This window comes from Cryobacterium sp. TMT2-4, assembly GCF_004402575.1.
In the GTDB taxonomy this organism is placed as follows: Bacteria; Actinomycetota; Actinomycetes; order Actinomycetales; family Microbacteriaceae; genus Cryobacterium; species Cryobacterium sandaracinum.
This window is the reverse complement of the sequence record NZ_SOGE01000028.1, coordinates 1-19,349: the sequence shown is the minus strand read 5'-3', so window position 1 is coordinate 19,349 and position 19,349 is coordinate 1. Positions and strand designations below refer to the sequence as shown.

At 59.9% G+C, this 19,349-nt stretch carries 20 protein-coding genes and 1 pseudogene; 7 read left to right on the top strand and 14 right to left on the bottom strand.

Going from position 1 to position 19,349, the window contains the following annotated elements; all coding sequences use genetic code 11:
- Positions 1-35: 35 nt before the first annotated feature.
- The 4 genes from E3O54_RS08010 to nrfD are packed head-to-tail and all read left to right on the top strand — an operon-like array spanning position 36 to position 3,869.
- Positions 36-380, top strand: a complete 345-nt coding sequence (locus tag E3O54_RS08010) for a cupredoxin domain-containing protein (protein WP_233191351.1) — start codon at positions 36-38, stop codon at positions 378-380.
- A gap of 44 nt (positions 381-424) precedes the next feature.
- On the top strand, positions 425-1,006 hold the full coding sequence (locus E3O54_RS08005) for a hypothetical protein (protein ID WP_134401343.1): 582 nt from the start codon (positions 425-427) through the stop codon (positions 1,004-1,006).
- Positions 1,007-1,062: 56 nt separating this feature from the next.
- Positions 1,063-1,926 (top strand): 4Fe-4S dicluster domain-containing protein, encoded by an 864-nt coding sequence (locus E3O54_RS08000; RefSeq protein ID WP_104100449.1) that lies wholly within the window; start codon positions 1,063-1,065, stop codon positions 1,924-1,926.
- Positions 1,923-3,869 (top strand): NrfD/PsrC family molybdoenzyme membrane anchor subunit, encoded by a 1,947-nt coding sequence (gene nrfD / locus E3O54_RS07995; RefSeq protein WP_134401342.1) that lies wholly within the window; start codon positions 1,923-1,925, stop codon positions 3,867-3,869. Before E3O54_RS08000 ends, nrfD begins: the two co-directional genes overlap by 4 nt.
- A gap of 75 nt (positions 3,870-3,944) precedes the next feature.
- On the opposite strand, the gene tatA is transcribed toward nrfD, so the two are convergent.
- From tatA to E3O54_RS16865, 3 genes are all read right to left on the bottom strand, one after another.
- Positions 3,945-4,160: a twin-arginine translocase TatA/TatE family subunit gene (tatA, locus tag E3O54_RS07990; protein WP_134401341.1), complete on the bottom strand. Its 216-nt coding sequence runs from the start codon at positions 4,158-4,160 to the stop codon at positions 3,945-3,947.
- A gap of 290 nt (positions 4,161-4,450) precedes the next feature.
- Positions 4,451-4,777, bottom strand: a complete 327-nt coding sequence (locus tag E3O54_RS17340; RefSeq protein ID WP_370247563.1) for a fibronectin type III-like domain-contianing protein — start codon at positions 4,775-4,777, stop codon at positions 4,451-4,453.
- 204 nt (positions 4,778-4,981) lie between these two features.
- On the bottom strand, positions 4,982-5,182 hold the full coding sequence (locus E3O54_RS16865) for a hypothetical protein (RefSeq protein ID WP_241976810.1): 201 nt from the start codon (positions 5,180-5,182) through the stop codon (positions 4,982-4,984).
- 91 nt (positions 5,183-5,273) lie between these two features.
- Between E3O54_RS16865 and E3O54_RS07980 the strand changes: the two genes are divergently transcribed.
- The gene (locus E3O54_RS07980) at positions 5,274-6,269 is read left to right on the top strand and encodes a glycoside hydrolase family 26 protein (protein ID WP_370247561.1); all 996 of its coding nucleotides are present in this window, start codon (positions 5,274-5,276) and stop codon (positions 6,267-6,269) included.
- Between the two features lie 535 nt (positions 6,270-6,804).
- On the opposite strand, the gene E3O54_RS07970 is transcribed toward E3O54_RS07980, so the two are convergent.
- The 7 genes from E3O54_RS07970 to E3O54_RS07940 form a co-directional block, all read right to left on the bottom strand.
- Entirely contained in the window at positions 6,805-7,812 is a 1,008-nt protein-coding gene (locus E3O54_RS07970) for a sugar phosphate isomerase/epimerase (protein WP_134401338.1), read from the bottom strand.
- A gap of 28 nt (positions 7,813-7,840) precedes the next feature.
- Positions 7,841-8,980: a Gfo/Idh/MocA family protein gene (locus E3O54_RS07965; protein WP_104100455.1), complete on the bottom strand. Its 1,140-nt coding sequence runs from the start codon at positions 8,978-8,980 to the stop codon at positions 7,841-7,843.
- Positions 8,980-9,954, bottom strand: coding sequence for an ABC transporter permease (locus E3O54_RS07960; RefSeq protein ID WP_104100456.1), 975 nt, complete (start codon positions 9,952-9,954; stop codon positions 8,980-8,982). Before E3O54_RS07960 ends, E3O54_RS07965 begins: the two co-directional genes overlap by 1 nt.
- The gene (locus E3O54_RS07955; RefSeq protein WP_198411450.1) at positions 9,955-11,463 is read right to left on the bottom strand and encodes a sugar ABC transporter ATP-binding protein; all 1,509 of its coding nucleotides are present in this window, start codon (positions 11,461-11,463) and stop codon (positions 9,955-9,957) included.
- Between the two features lie 5 nt (positions 11,464-11,468).
- Complete coding sequence (locus E3O54_RS07950) at positions 11,469-12,659, bottom strand: Gfo/Idh/MocA family protein (RefSeq protein ID WP_134341920.1); 1,191 nt, start codon at positions 12,657-12,659, stop codon at positions 11,469-11,471.
- 135 nt (positions 12,660-12,794) lie between these two features.
- A complete protein-coding gene (locus E3O54_RS07945; RefSeq protein ID WP_104100458.1) occupies positions 12,795-13,952 on the bottom strand; it encodes a substrate-binding domain-containing protein in 1,158 nt (385 codons plus the stop codon).
- A gap of 52 nt (positions 13,953-14,004) precedes the next feature.
- A complete protein-coding gene (locus E3O54_RS07940; RefSeq protein WP_134341921.1) occupies positions 14,005-14,826 on the bottom strand; it encodes a sugar phosphate isomerase/epimerase in 822 nt (273 codons plus the stop codon).
- A 198-nt stretch (positions 14,827-15,024) separates the two neighbouring features.
- On the opposite strand from E3O54_RS07940, the gene E3O54_RS07935 reads away from it, so the two are divergent.
- On the top strand, positions 15,025-16,239 hold the full coding sequence (locus E3O54_RS07935; RefSeq protein ID WP_134401397.1) for an ROK family protein: 1,215 nt from the start codon (positions 15,025-15,027) through the stop codon (positions 16,237-16,239).
- 154 nt (positions 16,240-16,393) lie between these two features.
- Here E3O54_RS07935 and E3O54_RS16860 read toward each other — a convergent pair.
- Positions 16,394-16,535, bottom strand: a pseudogene (locus tag E3O54_RS16860) (IS481 family transposase); the annotation flags it as partial.
- 30 nt (positions 16,536-16,565) lie between these two features.
- Here E3O54_RS16860 and E3O54_RS07930 point away from each other — a divergent pair.
- Entirely contained in the window at positions 16,566-16,850 is a 285-nt protein-coding gene (locus tag E3O54_RS07930) for a hypothetical protein (protein ID WP_134401337.1), read from the top strand.
- A 425-nt stretch (positions 16,851-17,275) separates the two neighbouring features.
- Here E3O54_RS07930 and E3O54_RS07925 read toward each other — a convergent pair whose 3' ends face one another.
- The 3 genes from E3O54_RS07925 to E3O54_RS07915 all read right to left on the bottom strand — a co-directional run bounded on the left by E3O54_RS07925 (position 17,276) and on the right by E3O54_RS07915 (position 19,084).
- Entirely contained in the window at positions 17,276-17,629 is a 354-nt protein-coding gene (locus E3O54_RS07925) for a hypothetical protein (RefSeq protein ID WP_134401336.1), read from the bottom strand.
- 95 nt (positions 17,630-17,724) lie between these two features.
- The gene (locus E3O54_RS07920; protein WP_134401335.1) at positions 17,725-18,348 is read right to left on the bottom strand and encodes a hypothetical protein; all 624 of its coding nucleotides are present in this window, start codon (positions 18,346-18,348) and stop codon (positions 17,725-17,727) included.
- 85 nt (positions 18,349-18,433) lie between these two features.
- Positions 18,434-19,084, bottom strand: coding sequence for a dienelactone hydrolase family protein (locus tag E3O54_RS07915; protein WP_255570273.1), 651 nt, complete (start codon positions 19,082-19,084; stop codon positions 18,434-18,436).
- Positions 19,085-19,349 lie beyond the last annotated feature (265 nt).

Genomic DNA, 19,349 nt, shown 5'->3' with positions numbered 1-19,349 from the left:
CGCGACGCGCGGGCCTTGCATCGTTGTTCTTGACCGTGGTCCTGCTGGCGACGGCATGCAGCACCGGCGGGGCTCAGCCTGACCGGTCGGCGACGTCCTCGTCCAGCTCGTCCACCGCGGTGCTTGCCGTGGTCGGCAAGGAGTTCTCCTTTACGCCGGCCGCCCTCACTGCGGTCGCGGGCGAAACGACGATCCGCTTCACGAACAAGGGAACGACAGGGCATGACCTCTTGATCGATGAGTTGCATGTGCATCTCATGGCTGATGCCGGTGAAACCGTCGAGGCAGACGTCACCCTAGCACCGGGCACATACGCGGTGTACTGCTCGATACCCGGGCATCGGTCAGGCGGAATGGAAGGAACGCTGACGGTCTCATGACGGCAGGAACCGAAGGTTTCGCCCGCTTTTTCCGGCGAGGTTCGGTGACGCGAATCGGAATCGCGCGGATCGTTGCCGGTGCCGCCGGGATCGCTTTGGTACTCGTCGCTGCCACATTGCCGATCTGGCAAATGAGGTTCCTCGCCCCCCAATACCCAGCCGGCCTCGACATCAAAGCGTACGGCAACAGCGTCAGTGGCGACCTGAGTGAGATCACGGTGCTCTCGCATTACATCGGGATGCCGCGCTTCGACGCTACGGGGATGCCCGAGATGACGCTGTGGCCGTTTGTGATCCTGCTCGCTGTGCTGGGAGTAATCATTGCGACAGCGGCGGACAGAGCCTGGTGGCGACGTCTCGCCTGCACCGGATTGTGGCTTATACCTGTCGGGGCGCTGGCCGATGTGCAGTTCCGCCTCTGGCAGATGGGACACAACCTGGATGGTTCCGCACCGATGACCATCGACTCTTTCACCCCACTGGTCGTGGGCCCGACCGTGGTTATGAACTTCACAATGTGGGGCATTCCCGGATCGGCTCTCGCGCTGATCGCGGCCGCCGCCGCACTGGTGACGTTCGCCCCGACTATCCCACGACGCATCCCACGGCGTGTCTCCGAGCGCTGAACGCAGCGCTCACCCGTTCCACTCACGAACACCAAGCAGTTTGGCAGGACATTCGAATGTCTAATAAAGCAGACGAGCCAGTCGAGGCAGGCGACAACCGGGTGAGAAAAACCGGCGTCGGCACGGAAGGCAAGTCGCACACTCTCAGCCGTCGCAACCTCCTCGCCACCCTCGGGATCGCGGCAGCCGGCGGAAGTGCCATAGCCCTCGGGTTCCTCAACGACGACGCGGAGGCGACAACCGGGCAGGGAGGAACGAATGGAAAGAAGGGGAAAGGACCGGAGCACGCGTGGTGCATGGTCATCGACCTCCGAAGCTGCGACGGCTGCAAAGCGTGCACAATCGCCTGTCAACAGCGGCACAAGCTACCGGAGGAGCAGACCTGGATAAAGGTGTATTCGATGGAGGACAGCACAGGGGGCACCTATCCGATGCCACGGCCGTGCATGATGTGTGAGAACCCGCCGTGCCTGTCGGTCTGCCCGGTGAGCGCCACCTTCCGCACTGACGAAGGGCTCGTCCTCGTCGACCCGAACACCTGCGTCGGCTCCCGGGCCTGCATGGCGGCCTGCCCCTACGAGGCGCGCTACTTCAACTGGAACGAACCAAAACCAGTCACCATGATGCCATTCCCTCCGACGCCGCAAATGCCGGTGCCCCAACAGAAGGGAACAGTCGGCAAGTGCGTTCTATGCGCAGACCGACTGCCGTACGGTGAACTACCCGCGTGCGTGACCGGCTGCCCAATGGGTGTCATGTATGTCGGCGACCTGATCACCGACGTCGCCGTGAATGGCCTCGGTGACGTCAAGGTACTCTCCGAATTTCTCAAAGAGAACGACGCCGTGCGATTCAAGGAGGAACTCGGGACCAACCCGCGGGTTTACTACATTCGCGGCCACGGACAGGACCTCTCGTGAGCAACCCGGTCCGGGCCGCAGCGCTTCGCCCATTCGGGACCCCCAGCCGCCGCTACTGGTACGCGATCACCGCCCTCGGCATTGTGGTCCTGGCCGGTGTCGTCGCCTGGATCGTACAGCTTGTGTTTGGGATGGGCGTCGCCGGCTACAACGATCAGGCGTTCTGGGGCATCTACATCGCCGACGTGATCACATTCATTGGGGTCAGTTACGGCGGAGCGGTAGTTTCCGCGATCCTGCGCCTCACCGGCGCCGACTGGCGTGCACCGCTAACCCGGCTTGCCGAGGGCACCGCAGTAGTAACTGTGCTTGTGGGCACGGCACTCATCATCCCGCACCTGGGACGCCCGGAGCGCGTCTGGGAGCTGTTGACCCAACCAAACTTCGCGGCCCCAGTGTTCTGGGACTTTATCGCCGTGATGACCTATACCGCCGCATCCCTGGTGTTCTTCCTGTTGCCACTCGTGCCGGACATGGCCATCCTGCATGGTGAGGGCCCGCACCGGCTCGGCCGGTTCAGAGCCGGCTTGTACAGAGTCCTATCTCGCGGCTGGGTGGGTAACCCTGTACAACGGAGGGTGCTGAACCGGTCACTTGGACTGGTGTCGATCATGATCATTCCCTTGGCGGTGTCGGTGCATTCCGTGCTGTCATGGGCCTTCACACTAACCAACCGCCCCTGGTGGAATGAAAGCATCTGGGCGCCGTACTTCGTCGTCGCAGCACTCTACTCGGGCGTAGCGCTGGTCATTCTTGTCGTCGCGTCATTCCGTCGTGGCTACCACCTGGAGGCGTTTATCACCCCAAGACACTTCGTCCGTCTCGGGATGCTGCTGGTCACTTTCTCCGCGACCTACCTCTATATGACCTTTGCGGATCTCCTGCCTGGCGCGTACATCGGTGAACCAGACACCCTCGCAGTGTTTCACGAGCTCCTGCTCGGCCGCCTGGCCGTCTGGTTTTGGCTATTCGTTATCGTCGGGGGCGTACTGCCGATCGTGATCATGGCGTTGCCCTGGACCAGGAATGTGTGGGGCATCGTCACAGCGGCGGCCCTCGTCGTTCCGGCAATGTGGCTGAAACGGATGCTCATGGTCGTTGCTCCGGCCACATTCGACAACATGACCGGAACCTTCGGCGACTTTCGAATTACATGGGTCGGAGTGGCCATGACCCTCGCCGCAGCGGCCGCCGTTCCGCTGCTGCTCATGCTGCTCTTCCGGGTGGTGCCCCTGTTGTCCATCGACGAGATCGAGGAGATCGACGCCGCGAATGGGACTATCCGGAAAGCAGAATCCGGGCAAAAGGTCGATGGTAACGGGCGGATGGCCCGATCCGTGGGTATCGTCGTCCTGCTCGTGGGGCTGATGGGTGGGGCGGCAGTCGGGGCTGCGGCTCCCGCTCAGGCGGACACGACGTCAGACACGGCATCCATCGCCCTGACCGGGGTGGAAGCGACCGGCCTAGTGCGGCTCACCGCGACCCTCACCGATCCGGACGGTCGACCCATGTCCCAGGGGGATGTCGAATTCCTCACGACGACGAGCGCACTGGGGGAACGGCTCCTTCCCCTGGGCACAATCGCCACCGATACCACGGGCGTCGCCGTCCTGACCCTGGGCGGAGACTCTGACCACCTCTACCGGCCGTCAGAGGCCGGGCCGCAGGAATTCTTCGCCCACTACACACCGTCTATGGGCGAGCAACCGATCACAGACTCGGTAACCGTGAATGTCACGGTGGGCCAGTCGGCATACCATCCGGCCGAACCCAAACCCTTTGTCACGATGGGAAAGGTCACGGTCATAGCGATCTTCACCATCGTCGCCGCCATCTGGTTGACGTTGACCGTGCAGGTTGTAAAGGTCCGACGGGTCTGTACCGACGCCCAGCTCAACCAGGACACGCAGGGCAGCGAGGGCGGGAAGGTCATCTCCGGCTGACCCCGGACCAGCTACGAAAAAAGGAACGTCCGCGACAATATCGCGGGCGTTCCTTGTCTGCCCTTTGGCACCGTCTCAGAGACGGGGGGCAGGCTCCGGTGACTCGGGTGTAGCGGCCACCGGGGCATCGAGGCCTGATTCGGCGGAGGTCGTACTCTGCATTTCGCTCTTCAAAATCTTTGTCGACTGCCCAAGGCTGCGAGCAAGGGCGGGAAGTTTGGACGAGCCGAAGAGAAGCACGACGATTGCAAGGATGATCAGGGAATGCCATCCGGTTAGGTTGCTGAACATGCGGGTCCGATCTGTAATTCGGTAGGAATGTCGATACCGCCCCCATCAAGGGGGAGGTGGACAACGTCAATCCGAAATCTCCGCGGCCGCTCAATCGCGACGCTAAACGTCGCTGAACGCATCCGAACTAGCGATGACCTACTAAGTAATTTAGCACTCTGCGTTGCGGACCCGGAGTGGGGACGACGACGAGTCGATATTCGGGTGAGCAATGAGGTCGTTGTAGCCGCCGAAAGCATTCGAAACTTTTAATTCTTCAGCGAGCTGGTCGGCGCTTTCCTGGCTCCGGCTCAAGACGGGGACAAGTCGGGCTGATTCAGTCTTCTCAGCGGGAATGTGGCCTCCTTGGTCCAGCCGCCGGCCCCGATGATGCCGACTGTGACGGTGTAAGTACCGCCGACAATGCGCAACGCCGCGGCGTTCTCATCCCAGTGGGTACAGCTCCGCGGTTCGAGGGCGAGTTGAACGGCCTCGCTCTCGCCCGCGTGGAGGTGCACTCGGGTGAAAGGGGCGATTTGTCGCAGGTGACCAGGCTCTGCTCCTTGGTGTCCCGCAGGAGTGAGATGTTCCCGGGCGAGCCGGATCCGCCAGCAGGCACGGCGCGACTCTCCTCGCACGCCACCACCTCCTGGGTACCCCAACGTGCTGGCCCCAAGTACATGCGCATTACTGTTTTTTTATAGTAGCGGCCAGCAGACCCCGCGGATTCCGCGGGCCCCCTTGATGCCCTACTCTGACGACACAAGAGATTTTCACTGCGGCATTGTGCCGTGGTATCCGAGTGAATCTCCCCACCCGGGAGCTTCCATGCGCGCACACCGTCACATCCGATCCGCGGTCGCGGTTTCGGTCGTGTTACTTACCATCCTGGCCGGATCCACCGGCATGGCTGCCGCCCCCAGCGCGTCAGCCGCGTCGAGTGCCACCACTCTCTCATTGAGCCCGAACACCGGCCCGGCCGGCTCCACACTCACCGCCAGCGGACGCGGATTTCCGCGAAACACCGCGGGCACGGTGACCATGGGAACTACCCGTCTTGCGGTTCAAACCTGGGCGAACGGAACCTTCAGCGCCGATCTGACGGTTCCCAACACCACAACCAGCATCCTGCCGGTGACGGCAACAGTAGGCACCGTGACGGCCAGCGCGTCCTTCATCGTCAGCTTCGCCCCCGTCTCCACCGCGGTGGACCCGGCAGCCGCCACCACCCTCACCCAGCAGGCCATTAAAACGAGCGCCCCGATCAGCGCGTCCCGTCTACGTTTCGGGGTGGCCACCCCGGGCGGCGCCCTGGCGAATTCCGAACTGGACGCGGTCGCCACTCTCGTAAACGAGAGCCCCTCGATCGTGATGTCGTACAAAGACTTCAACCAGGCCTTGTCGATCGCCGAACTCGACTCCGTGCGGGCGCGCGGAGCCACGAGCTTAATCACCTGGGAACCCTGGGTTTGGGGCGGCGGGCTAAGCCAGCCGGCCTACTCTTCTACTCGCATCACTGACGGCACCTACGACACCTACCTCACCCAGTGGGGCCAGGCCCTGGCCGCCTGGGGGCAGCCGGTGATGCTTCGCTATGGCCATGAGATGAACGGCAACTGGTATCCCTGGGCGGATAGCGTTAACGGCAACGCCCCGGGCGACTACGCCGCGGCCTGGCGCCACGTGCACGACGTCGTCGCCGCAGCCGGAGCCACCAACGTGTCCTGGGTCTGGAGCCCGAACATCCCGTACACCGGTTCGACCCCGCTGGCCGGCCTTTACCCCGGCGCCGCGTACGTCGACGTCGTTGCGCTGGACGGGTACAACTGGGGTACGTCGGCGGCCTGGAGCACCTGGCAGGCACCAGCGGCCCTCTTCGACACCGGGCTCGCCCAACTGCGCGCACTGGCGCCCGGGAAGCAGATCATTATCGCCGAAACCTCGTCCGCCGAGGCCGGCGGGTCGAAGTCGAAGTGGAACACCGCCTTGGTGGCCTACCTGGCGAAGCAACCCGACGTCACCGGTTTCGTCTGGTTCCACTTCCTCAAGGAGACCGACTGGCGCATCAACAGCTCCACAACCTCCACAAGCTCCCTCACCAAGGCACTGGCGGCGCGCTCGGTGAATTGAGCCGCCAGGTTGGTGACAGCCGACCGCTGAAATAGGAATCTCCAAGACGGTACTTTCGCAGTGCTCTAACTTCGTGGTGCACCGGATCCAGAACCCGGAAGACCTCCAGCACGTCCGACGAATGACTCCTTTCATATCCGAAGCGGTGCTCAGCCGCCTGCCGTCTCTGCCAAAACAGCACGCACTGATCTTCGGTAATTCAGTGAGCGTGCCCACGACATTCAAAGTTCGCAACGCTAGCCTTACACCGAGAAGCGACGATGCAAAGATCCGACACGTCTGGTTCGTGGAGGACGCATCGGTTGCCGCACTCTGAATGAGTGGGGGAGTGCCGCTCGGCCGGACTGGTGGGTTTCGGCCGGGCTGATGTAACCGGTCTTATCGGGGACCCCATGAGCCGGGGCTGAGTCCTCAGATCAACAAGTCAGTGGACAGCTGTTTACGCCAGCAACGCGTTGGCAGGAAACCGGGGACGGTTCAACCCGGCATGTGATTGATGTCATAGCTATCAGCGACTTTGTGCGGGACTGCCCCATCAGTCCTGGTTGCTGAACACCGCGTCAAACGAAGTCGACGCTGGCGTCCAGAGTAGTGCCCGAATGAAAGCGAGCGCTTCCGGGGCACCGCGAAGTCGGTCCATACCGGAGTCCTCCCATTCGATGGAGATGGGACCGGTATAGCCGATCGTGTTCAGGGCGCGGAAACTGGCTTCCCAATCCACGCTGCCGTGACCCGCCGAGACGAAGTCCCATGAGCGTTTCGGGTCGCCCCACGGTAAATGCGATGAAAGCCGCCCGCGACGGCCGTCCTTCGGCAGCAAAGTGGTGTCCTTGCAATCCACGTGATAAATCCGATCGGCAAAGTTATGTATGAACGCCGCAGGGTCGATGTCCTGCCACATCAAATGTGAAGGGTCCCAGTTCAGGCCAAACGCCGGACGGTGTCCGATGGCTTCAAGCGTCTTCTCCGTCGTATACCAGTCGTAGGCAATTTCGCTTGGGTGAACTTCAAGGGCAAACCGCACACCATTGTCATCAAAGACATCCATAATCGGATTCCATCGGTCCGCGAAATCTTCATAACCCGCCTCGATGACATGCTCCGGTACCGGCGGGAACATGGCAACGTACGGCCATATTTTTGAGCCCGTAAAACCCACCACGGTGTCGACGCCAAGCCTGCGAGCGGCGATGCCGGTGAGTTTGAGCTCCTGGGCGGCGCGCTGGCGAACGCCCTCGGCTTCACCGTCTCCCCATACTCGCGAACCAACGATGGCCTGATGGCGAAAATCGATGGGATCATCGCAGACGGCCTGGCCCTTGAGATGGTTCGAAATTGCAAAGAGTTTGAGGTTGTGGCGCTTGAGAATATCGAGGCGTTCCTGAAGGTAGGCATCATCTTCGGCGGCACGCCATACGTCGAGGTGTTCGCCTGAACAGGCGATTTCCAGGCCGTCGTAGCCCCACTCGGCTGCATACTTCGCGACCTGCTCAAGCGGCAGGTCGGCCCACTGACCGGTGAAAAGGGTGACGGGTCGAGACATGTGTTCCTCCTTCGTGGTCAGTATGAATCTACTGAGTTAGGGCTGCGTCGAGGACGCTGAGGCTGTTGTTCGTCACAGCAGTAGTTCCATCAGTAGGACCCACGACGTCGACCCATCGGCCGGACTGTGCGGAAGTCAACACTGCATCTGTGATGATCGCAGCCCGTAAACCGTCGACAAACGTGGGAAGGCCATCGACATTCTGGTCCTGAAATGAAGCATAGGCATCCGCTGTAAAAGCGTTGAAAGCATCTTGATATCCCTTCGGATGCCCGGCAGGAAGATGTGCCAGACGCTGGGACGACAGGGCGGACAGCTCTGCGGAGCCAGAGTAGATTGTGCTTTCACTACTCTGGTTCGAAGCCGTGAACTTTCCCGGGTGCTCCTGGTTCCATCGGTATGATTCCAGTTCCCCATCAAAGGAAAAGTGGAGCCGGTTCTTGCGCCCATGGGTAATCTGACTGGCGATGAGCGTGCCGGATGCGCCGCGATCTGTCTCAAACAAGATGGATGCGGCATCTTCGGTCGACCCGCGTTCAGGATGTGATCGCGAGAGCGCTGAGACGAGTCTGGTGATGCGGTGCCCTGTCACGAACTCCATCAGGTCGCACCAATGAACGCCGATGTCAGCAAAGGCACGCGATGAGCCGCCGACCTTCTCATCGACCCGCCAGTTTGTGGTTGTGGGCAGTGCGAGCCAATCCTGGAGATACGAGCCGTGGAGCAGGTGCATCTCTCCGGCCGAACCGTGTGAGATGCGCGACCGAATTTCACGAACCGCAGGGTAATAACGGTAGATGAACGGAACGGCAGTCGGTGTTCCAGAGATCCTGGCGCGGCTCACCAGGTCTTCCGCGTCTGACACCCGCGTCGCCAACGGTTTCTCGCACACGACAGGTTTTCCGGCTAGAAGAGCCAGCCCTGCCTGCTCAGAATGAAACGCATTCGGTGTGCAGACATGAATGACATCCACCGCATCGGACTCGATCAAGGCGCGGGCGTTTGGAGCGATACCGTGGATACCCAACCGAGCCGCAGCGCGAGCGGAGCTGTCGGGCGAAGAGCTCGCGATCAGTACAACCTCGGAGCCGGCTGCCCGGATTGCCCGGGCATGTACTTCTGCCATGAAACCACCGCCGAGGATACCGGCTCGGAGTCGGGGCTGCATCAGCTTGAGGCCTTTTTGCTCGACAGGGCGACGGCGACAATGATGATGGCGCCACGAACGACCTGCTGCTGACTCACTTCAAGGCCGGCGAGGATCAAACCGTTGTTGACCAGGCCGATGAAAAGCGCACCGAAGAGTGATCCAATGATTGCACCGCGGCCGCCGAAGAGGGACGTTCCCCCAAGAATCACAGCAGCGATGACTGAGAGTTCATCACCGGTTCCCCACTGGAAGCGTCCCGACTGAAGTCGACCCGCGTAGAGCATGCCTGCGATGGCGGCCACGAGCCCGGAGAGGAGTAAAACGTAGAATTTGATCCGGGCGGTGTTGACTCCAGTAAACATGGCTGCCTGAGTATTCCCACCCGTAGCCCGAACTTGGCGGCCGAATTTCGTCTTGTTCATGACGACCGCGCCAATGGCCACAACGACCACGGCCCAAATCAGAAGGGAAGGAATCGCCCCGACATTACCGCCACCGAAGATCTGGATGAACGTGGCATCGGCGATCGGCACCGGTGCAGAAGCCGTGATCCAGCGAGCCACGCCCACAATGAGGCCGAGCATTCCCAAGGTCACGAGAAAAGACGGGACCTTGAGCCATGCCACGAGTCCGCCGTTGACAGCACCGACAACGAGTCCGACCAGGAGGCCGGCGAGAATGCCCGGTACCAGTCCATAGGAAGACACGGCCAGGGCAGAAACCACGGAGGACAGACCCGCGACAGACCCGATACTGAGGTCGATTTCGGCGGTGGCGATCACGAATGTCATGGCCACGGCCATGATCGAAATGGTGGCCGTCTGGCGCGCAATGTTCAGGAGGTTGTTGGCACTCGTGAAACCGCTGTCGCCCAGGAGTATGGCGAAGAGGATAAACACCACTACAAAACCGACGTAAATAATGTTCTGACGCCAGTCAAAGCGCTGAACAATTCGAAAACTGCGGGTCATTTGCGTAGTCAGCGTAGACATTTATGCTCCTTGCACAGCGAGTTGAAGGAATTCTTCAGATGGGATCTCGGCCCGCGAAAGATCGCGAACCACTTCGCCATCTCGGAGAACGAGGATGCGGTCGCTCACCGATAGCAGTTCCGGAAGTTCGGACGAAATGATGATGACGGCCTTGCCGTCGTCGGCAATCTGGCGAACCATAGCCAAGATCTCCTTCTTGGTACCGATGTCTACGCCAGCCGTGGGCTCATCCATCATGAGGATGTCTGGATCAGTGCCGAGCCATTTTCCGATCACGACCTTCTGCTGGTTTCCACCTGAGAGCCTCGAGACATCCATTGTTTGGTCGGCGACCTTGATGGAAAACTTGCCAATGATCTCTTGTGCTCGTATGGCTATCTTGGAGGAACGCAGGAGCGGACCACTCTTGAGTTCGTCGAGAAGAGGAAGGGTGATGTTTTCCTGCACGGAGTGCTCGAGCACCAGACCCTGAGCTCGGCGATCTTCGGGGATGAGTGCGAGCCCGAGGGAGATCGCGTGCCCTGGATTGCGAATGGATACGGTCTGTCCATTGATCGTGATGGTTCCAGCGGAGGCCCGATCGATTCCGAACAACGTGTTCACGAGTTCCGTGCGACCGCTGCCCATGAGACCTGCCAGACCGAGAATTTCTCCGCGGTGCAAGTCGAAAGTGACATTTGACAGACGTTTGCCGGAAGCCAAACCGGTCACGGTCATCACGGCATCCGTGCTGATCTTCGCGCTGCGGTCTTCGTAGGCCATGATTCCGGACATTTCTCGTCCAACAATGGCCGCGACAATCTGCGCCGGAGAGACATCGGAGAGTTTTGCGGTCAGAGCTTTCTTGCCGTCACGAAGCACGGTGATGCGATCGGCAACCCGGTAAACCTCATCCATGCGGTGTGAAATGTAAATGATGGAGATTCCACGGGCCTGGAGTCGCTCGATGAGTTCGAAGAGCGCATTCGTCTCGTGCTTGGCCAGCGATGCCGTGGGCTCATCCATGATGAGCACACGGGCGTTCTGGGCCAAAGCTTTGGCGATTTCGGTGAGCTGCCAGAGCGCCGTGGGCAGATTCTCGAGCAGGCTCGTGACGTCGACGCTGACACCCATGTCCACGAAAATGGCATTTGCTTTCTCACGGGCGAGTGAATCATTGATGAGACCGAATTTGCCCATGGGTTCAGCCGTCAGGAAGACGTTCTCCCAGACGGTGAGGGTGGGGATGAGGCTGAACTCCTGAAAAACCATACCGATGCCTGCAGCCCGCGCAGCGAAGGTGTCGGTCAAGGAGACTGTCTCACCCGCAACCCTCACCTCGCCGCTGTCACGCTGATACACGCCCTGCAGTATCTTCATGAGAGTCGACTTGCCCGCACCATTTTCACCAGCGAGAGCGTGCACTTCACCAGTGACCAGTTCAAAATCGACCTCGCGAAGAACAGGAACTCCGCTGAAGGCCTTGGTGATGCCGGCCATCTCAACTGCGAGCACAGGAGTCGTGGACATCTGGTTTATTCGACCCTTCCGGTCTCGCGGTTGAGCTGAGGAACCTTAACCCACTGCCCGGACGCTGCCGAGGTGAGAATGGCGTGATCGACCAAAGCGACCTGGTAGCCATCGCCGAAGTCGGGGCGAACAGGGTCACCACCTGCAATAGCGGTGAAGAGGTCATGGGCTTCGATGATCTTCGTTTCGCCATAACCGATACCCAACGCAGGGATGGGCCATAGATTGGCGCCACTGGGGTGGTTGGGGCCGGTGTATACCGTGCGGAATCCGCGACGATCGTTTTCATCGCTCTTGAAACAGACCTGAAGTTCGTCCCTGTTCTCGTAGTTGAAGACGATGGACCCCTCCGAACCATGGATTTCGAGGGTGATGAAGTTGTTGCGACCCCAGGCATTACGCGTTGCTTCTACGGAACCGATGGCTCCGCTGGCGAACTTCACAAGCGACAAGACCTCGTCTTCTACATCAACGGATCCCATTGGTCCGCCATCGGTTTTGGAATTCCCGAGCGAGTCGGCACCAGCCTGCTGCAAGGGGCGTTCCGTGATGATGTTGGCCGTCAGACTGCTCACTTCGGTGATCTCACCTGCGAGGTAACGAGCCATGTCAAGCACGTGGGTCAGGATGTCGCCCACAGCGCCTGAACCGGCAATTGACTTCTTGAAACGCCACGACAGGGGAGAGTTTGGGTCGGCCGACCAGTCCTGTAAGTACGTCGCACGAAGGTTCAGGATGCGCCCAATGGCGCCTTCGTCAATATATCGTTTCGCCAGAGCGACAGCGGGGGTTCGGCGGTAGTTGAAGGCCACCATGTGGACGCGATCGCTTCCGCGCGAGGCTTCGTACATTCTCTCTGATTCTTCCACTGTGCGGGCCAGTGGCTTCTCGCAGATGACGTGCTTACCGGCTTCGAGAGCGGCGATGGCGATCTCCGCGTGAAGATTATTAGGGGTTGCGATGTCAACGAGGTCAATCTCCGGGTCATCGATGATGGAGCGCCAGTCACTTGTGGACTTCTGAAAACCGAAGCGCGCCGCAGCGTCTGAAGCCAGGTCATCCGTGGCCTCCGCGATGCTGTGTTTGACCGGCATGATGTCGGTGGGCCAGTAAAACATGGGGACAGCCGAATAAGCCAGCGAGTGGGCCTTGCCCATGAATCCGCCGCCGATGAGGCCAACATTGATTCTCTTCATTGTGAATTCCTTGTCGTTTTAGGCGAAAGCTTTGGAAAGGCTGCAACCTAGCTGTTTCTGGCAAAGCGTGAAGTCCGTGGGGCCGGCAGCAAAAGATGAAATGTCTGCTGCCGGTCCCACGGTTGGAAGTGCGTTTTATTTCGTGTAAGCGCTCGAGATCGAATCAGGTGCTTCGACCTGGTAAACCGTCTTCCACGATTCGAGGACGTTCTCGTGCGTCACCGGGAGGGCGCCGAGGGCAACGAAGTTCGGAATGTCTGCCTTGCCGATGAGTGCCGCTGCGCCAAGACGAGCCTCCGCTACACCCTGGTCATAGGGGCGCTGAGCGCCCAGGCCTACGATGAGCTCGTCCTTGGCCAGAGCAATAGCAACGTTGGTTCCGAGGTCTTCGGTTGCAATCTTCAGGTCCGGGCGACCGGACTCACGGGCAGCGGCCATGATGCCTTCGGCAGGAACGTCCCAAACTCCCCAGATTCCGGCGAGGTTCGGGTACTTGGTCAGCAAGGCGGTGGTGGCTGCCTGCGCGTCGCCAGCGAAGTCGGGGCCGCCGATACCCTTCTCTTCAACAATGGTGATGCCGGGGTACAAGGCAATCGTTTCTTTGAAACCCTCGTAGCGCTGTGCTGTCACGAAGAACTCCGCGTCGTGGAAGACGAGACCGATCTCGCCTTGGCCGCCGAGAGCTTTGGCCAAAAGGTGAGCTGATACGACACCGTTGCCTTTATTGTCGGCGGAGACAACCGAAACGTAATCCTTGCCGCCGACAAAACCAGCAGGAACGTTGTCCATGAAGACGAGCTTCACGCCGGCGTCGCGAGCCTGTGCGTACGCGGAAGCGGTTGCCACCGGGTCGGTGGGAATAGACACGATCAGGTCGGGTTTCAACGCGAGTACGGTCTCCAGGTCAGAGACCTGCTGCTCGGGTTTGAAGTTGGCGTCTGTCACTGCAACGACTTCCATGCCCAGGCGAGTGAATTCTGACTCGAGCCCTTCCACCTGAGCAGTGGACCAGTCGTTTCCGGCGTAGTGCATAACAATCGCGACCTTGAAGTTTCCGGTCTTGACCTTGGCAACTTCGTCATCGGTCAGCGTCGTTGCATCGAAACCCGCGGGTTTTTCGCCGTTCGGACCAACACTCAACACCTGTCCTGACAATTCGGACAGTGCCGCGTCTACCTGCGCCGACACATCAGCGTTTTCACTGCTCGCGGTTCCGGTGGCTGCTGTTGAGCATGCTCCAAGACCAAGCATCAACGCTGTGCCGAGGGCAAGCGCTGCAATTGATTTCTTCATTGAAATAGCTTTCTTTTTGTGGGAGAGGGGGGATTAGTCTCGAAGCGTGTTGCTAGTGGGCAAGAACGTCATCGAGGTACCGCTTACTGATGACGGCGGCGTCGGTGGGGTCGCCATCGTATGAATCCAGTTCGACCATGAGCCAGCTGTCGTAGCCAGCTGATCGAACTGCTGCAATCACGCCAGGAATATCGATGTCTCCCTGTCCAAGGGGAAGAAAATCACCGGTGGCGTATTTGTAGTCCTTGAGGTGTACGTGGGCCAGACGGTCGGCGTATTTTTCGATCAGTTCAACCGGATTTCCGCCACCAGCAGTCAGGTGGGCGGTATCGGGACAGAACTTGATTGTGGACAGACCCATCAGCCGTTCGAGGGCGTCCGGCCCCTCAACGATGGTTCCGAGGTGAGGATGGTAGGTGCAGTCCAGACCAAAGGAGGCGGCGATCTCCACAACCTGGTCAAGGGCACGACCCAGCTTGGCCATATCGTCTGGCTGCTCGCCTCGAGCGCGCTTGGCGCCACCGCCCACAACCAGCCTGGTGGCGCCGAACTCCGAGGCGAGCTTGGCCGACTGGGAGATTTTGTGAAGCTCATCTTCGAGGATGTCGTCATAAATGAAGTTGGCGCCGGTGTAGACGGCAACGAGCTCAAGCTTGGCCTTCTTGAAAGCATCAATCAGCACGTCTGGCCGATCCGCATATTCGGCGAGATCTCCGTCGAACACCTCTGTCCCCTGATAACCAGCGGATGAGATGTCCGAGATCGCTTCGAGGGTATCGCCGTTCGCACGATAAAAGAGGTCTTTCACAGCCGTGACGCCGGAGGGATGCCCTACGACCCCGCCCCATGTAATGGTCGAGTAACCAATCTTCATCGATGTGCCTTTCATAAGTAAAGCTCCACTGCCCTGTGGCATTGATCTCATGGTGATTCTGTGTGTGGATCGATAATGACAGTGAACAATGGTCTTCTGTCGAAAATCAACATTACGTTACCTACCTGTTATCAACTACTGTCGATAACAACCAGATCAGGGGCAGATCGTTGCGTCTGGCGCCAGTATTATTCGGGGATGGCTGAGATTCAAATCAAATTCAACGGCTTCAGTGCCGCAGCCCTTTTTCAGCTCCTACGAGATGGGCAGCCACGAACAAAGGCCGAATTGGTGACAATGACGGGCTTGGCTCGATCGACCATCCAGCTCCGCATCGACACTTTGCTTGAACTGGGCCTCATTGCACCTGTCAATGATGCCGTTTCTACCGGTGGTCGACCCTCAGCCCAAGTAGCCCTCAACCCCAAAGCCCGTGTGATTGCGGCCGTGGACTTTGGGGCAACGCAAGCGAGCCTGGCTCTGACAGATCTGGCAGGCGAGATCCTCGGCCGAACATCGTCAAAAATCATCATTGCGGATGGTCCTGAAACATGCCTCGGCTGGATGGTTAGGACAATTCGCTCAGAACTCGCATCTCTCCGCCTCAAAGAAGCGGATCTGATCGCCATCGGAATCGGTCTCCCCGGCCCCGTCGAGCACTCTACCGGGCGCCCTTCGAACCCACCGATCATGCCAGGGTGGGATGACTTCGATGTACCTGGCTTCGTCAACCACCATCTCACAGCGACCGTCCTTGTCGATAACGACGTGAATATCATGGCGCTCGGAGAGCAGAAGTTCGCCTGGCCCGACATGGAGAACATCATCTTTCTGAAGGCGTCCACGGGGATCGGCTCCGGAATTATCAGCAGCGGCGTACTCCAACGGGGCGCCGAAGGTATCGCAGGAGATATCGGGCACGTGCAAATCGCCCGCGGTCAGAACGTGCCCTGTCGCTGCGGCAACAGCGGTTGTTTGGAGGCTATGGCCGCTGGACCAGCGTTGGCTCAGCGACTAGCCCTCGCCGGAGTCGAATACAACGGCAAGTCCATCGCTGTTCTCAGCGACGTGGTGGCCGCCACAAAGGCTGGCGAATTGGCCGCCATTCAGGCAGTTCGACAGGCGGGCCGCGATATCGGCGAAGTCCTCACCACCTGCGTCAGCGTCCTGAATCCCTCCATCATCTCGATCGGGGGTTCCCTCGCCTTCGCCGGCGACCATCTTCTTGCCGGCGTTCGCGAAGTTGTCTATTCGCGCACGATGCCGCTGGCCACGGAACATCTCATCGTGGCACAATCTCGAGCCGGTGCCGACGCCGGCATTATCGGAGCCAGCGTCATGGCAATCGACTTCGCCCTCTCGTCCGCGAGCATTGACGCGATGGCGGCCGCGCTGGAGTCTGCAAACAAATAGCGGGCACTTCGGCAGGCAGTTCTTACCAGGAGTGGTCACTGCGAGAAGATCACCGGCGCGCTGCCGATGAATTGCACAACGTGGTAGGACGTGACCATGGAAATCCACTTGCAGATGCACGACGCATGAATCTGGATCGTTCTTGGCCATCGACCTAGATGTGCCGCCCAGAGACGTTAGTTAAGCGGCTGATGGGCGGGTATTTTCCGATGGCGGTGTAAGGCTTTGTGGTGATCGTATTCGTGGATCCATGCTGGCAGTGCGTTTCGACGGGCTGATTCTGAGGCGTAGAAGCGCAGGACGTCTTGGACGAGAAGGGTCCAACCGTGGCAGCATTTCTCCGAGCCATCGATCGGGCCGAGCAACTCATTGTGAGCGATTCAGCCGAGGTGGAAAGACTCCTTGCCCTATACGAAGAGGCCATGGACCCCGCCACCCTGGAATCCCTGATCCCGATCATTCAGGCGCACGTCTCAGCCAGCCCACAACCCACCGAATCCGGTTTCGAGAAGTCCGTCGACTTCCACCTCCAAACAGGGTTGGTGGACGATGCTCCCGCATTCGCCGACATCATTCCAGCCGACTGGATCGAAACGGCGCTGAGGGGTTAAACCCGCACGAGCGGGAGCCGAAGACCGCCAACGGTGATCTTCGACTTCCATAATTTTGCTCTGATGCCGACTGATCTAGACCTTGCAAACTCCCACGAGGTTCCGAAACATTCGGTGACGACCAACCGAGACGGCTTCTCACCGCTCTGAAGAGAGCAGCGGACGGTGAAGCATCTCTCGCGATCGCCGCCCATCAGCCGCTGAACTAACCTCCTTGGGCAGTACAGCTAGCGCGGAGGAGAACGCCGACAGCCGTGACGCCCGTTTCGTCGGCGTGCACTTCGGCGTAGGCGAGGCGGGTGTGGTCGTCGATGACAGCGTGCACGTAGTCATAACTGACCCGAACCTGCCCGGCTGTGTGGTTGGTGCGGGTTGACCGGGCTGGGCCCGCCAACCGCCGCCGTCGGGGATACGACCGAGCTCCTTCACGTCGATATGCCCCATCTCGCCACGGCGGCATAGAGAGGTTTCGTTAAGTGGAGGAAGATCCAGAAATCGTGGAGGAAAACGCCTTCTGCGATCTTGCGAGACCCGTGCCCCACTGCCTTTCGTAAACGGCCCACCAAAGGGCCGTTCGCAAAACTCTTCACGAAATGGTCCGGTCGAAACAAAAAGAAATCGCTCCTGAGGCCTCTCGGGAGCGATTTCTGGTTGAAGGGGTTCTCGCGTCCGATTTCGGTCGCGATGCTTGAGTTGTCGTCGTGCCATCGGCTGTCCTGCAGCTTTTTAAGCGTTTGCGCGCGCGCCGGATTATCTCGAATGCTAAGTGTTTTTGCCATCTGAGCGGTATCTGGTCCTGAGCGGGACTGTTAGGTCCGTAGCGGTGGTCCGCCGGTTTCGTCCGATGCGAGGTGTTTGACCTTGTCGGGCCGCATCACGCCGGCCGGGTAGGTGTCGGTGTAGGGGTTGTGCCATTCGCGGTCGCGGCGGCGAATCGGGCGGACGACGGGTTCTCCGTGAACGTGTTTTTTGCGTTGTCCCTAATTTTGTCGCTGATGAAAGCGGCGATTTTGCGGAGGTTGAAGTTCGTCAGCAGGATGGCGACGATAATTTGCGCGGCGCCGAATCCGCGCACTCGGCGGCGCCTGGCGGACTCGATGTCCTCAGGCCCGTTGCTTTTGATCTGGTCGTTCAGGGACTCGATGGAGTTGCGAGCATGGTCGTGGAATTCATCCCATTCCTTCGTGCCGTGTTCGAACGCCTGCGCGTTGCGCCGGTTGTTGGCAATGTCAAAGGACACGGAATGCTGGCTGCAGATCTTGTCCGCGAAGTCGGGCAGATCTTCTACGTCGACCGCGGGGCGGATCTTGTCCGTCACGGTCTTGAGCAGTTCTCGTAAGGGGCAGGTCACGGTCGGGCTGGCGGCCAGTGCGGGGCAGCGCAGCACGACGCGGCCAGTTGCATCGGGCTTCTCCTTGACGTGGAGTTGGAACGCGGTGCGGCTCTTGATGCGCTCCCGGTTTGTTGCTGTATCGATGATGGGCCATTCCGTCCTCACTGGGCCACGTGCATGGCGTATGGCGCTAGGTGTGATGCGCCGGGTGACCGACGAGCGACACCGTTTACGGAACTGGCTGGCTGGTTTAGCGTAAATGGGTTTTTAGGAAGAGGGATGTTCGCTCGAATGCGTCTGTCGCCTCGTCTGCGGCGTGGCGTGGAAGGTCCGGGTCCAGGGCGAAGCCGTGACGGACTTTAGGGTAAACAACCACCGCGGATTGCGTGGTGTTGTGGGTGAGGATTTCGCGCACCTGTTGGAGGTCACGGGCCGGGGTGCTGGCGTCTGTGCCGGCATATATTCCCAACCAGGGAGCCTTGAGCACGCGTACGGCATCGATTCCGCTGAGGATGCCAGGCCAGCGTGGCGAAGCCAGGCCGGCACCGTAGAAGGTGACTGCGGCATCGATGTGCAGTGTTGCTGCCGCCCACAATGCGAGGGTGCCTCCCAGGGAGAATCCTATTACCGCTACTTTCTGTGCTCCTTGGGCACGGACCCAGGACAAGGCGCTCTCGATGTCAAATGTGAGCCCTTCCCTCGTGAGGGTGTCGTGGTGACGGCGGGCTTGTGTGAATTTCCCATTGGTGACGACGGGGTCTGCGATGCGGTGGTAGAGGTGCGGCGCGGCGGTGATATAGCCGCAGCCGGCTAGGCGGACGACGAGAGCGGTGACCGGTGCGGAGAGGCCCCAGACCTCGTGGAGCACAATGACTCCAGCCCGGGCTACGCCCACCGGCATTGACACTGTCAGTGGGACACCACCAGCCCCTGCAGTTTTATTCGCATGCGAATGGTCGGAACGGGCCGGGATAGATTGCATGCTTTCTTCCGTTCGTTCAGGACTTCCAGTGACAGCGGCTTCACCGGAGGTATCCTCGCCTTGCCCGCGTGAACCGGCGGACTGGAACGAAGAAGCTTCGCCCCCGATCAGGTTACCGATGGCTTCAGGACGGCAACAGGGCGATGCCACCTTACGAGGCTGCGCCCTTTCTCGCGGAGCCGAG

Excerpts from the sequence above, each read along its gene's own strand:
- E3O54_RS08000 (WP_104100449.1), top strand. The coding sequence starts at position 1,063 with ATGTCTAATAAAGCAGACGAGCCAGTCGAGGCAGGCGACAACCGGGTG.
- E3O54_RS07945 (WP_104100458.1), bottom strand. The coding sequence starts at position 13,952 with ATGAAGAAATCAATTGCAGCGCTTGCCCTCGGCACAGCGTTGATGCTT.
- E3O54_RS07935 (WP_134401397.1), top strand. The coding sequence starts at position 15,025 with ATGGCTGAGATTCAAATCAAATTCAACGGCTTCAGTGCCGCAGCCCTT.
- E3O54_RS16865 (WP_241976810.1), bottom strand. The coding sequence starts at position 5,182 with ATGGTCACCGTGCCCGCGGTGTTTCGCGGAAATCCGCGTCCGCTGGCG.
- E3O54_RS07915 (WP_255570273.1), bottom strand. The coding sequence starts at position 19,084 with ATGCCGGTGGGCGTAGCCCGGGCTGGAGTCATTGTGCTCCACGAGGTC.
- E3O54_RS07960 (WP_104100456.1), bottom strand. The coding sequence starts at position 9,954 with ATGTCTACGCTGACTACGCAAATGACCCGCAGTTTTCGAATTGTTCAG.
- E3O54_RS07970 (WP_134401338.1), bottom strand. The coding sequence starts at position 7,812 with ATGTCTCGACCCGTCACCCTTTTCACCGGTCAGTGGGCCGACCTGCCG.
- E3O54_RS07950 (WP_134341920.1), bottom strand. The coding sequence starts at position 12,659 with ATGAAGAGAATCAATGTTGGCCTCATCGGCGGCGGATTCATGGGCAAG.
- E3O54_RS07925 (WP_134401336.1), bottom strand. The coding sequence starts at position 17,629 with ATGGCAAAAACACTTAGCATTCGAGATAATCCGGCGCGCGCGCAAACG.
- tatA (WP_134401341.1), bottom strand. The coding sequence starts at position 4,160 with ATGTTCAGCAACCTAACCGGATGGCATTCCCTGATCATCCTTGCAATC.
- E3O54_RS07940 (WP_134341921.1), bottom strand. The coding sequence starts at position 14,826 with ATGAAGATTGGTTACTCGACCATTACATGGGGCGGGGTCGTAGGGCAT.
- E3O54_RS07955 (WP_198411450.1), bottom strand. The coding sequence starts at position 11,463 with ATGTCCACGACTCCTGTGCTCGCAGTTGAGATGGCCGGCATCACCAAG.
- E3O54_RS07965 (WP_104100455.1), bottom strand. The coding sequence starts at position 8,980 with ATGCAGCCCCGACTCCGAGCCGGTATCCTCGGCGGTGGTTTCATGGCA.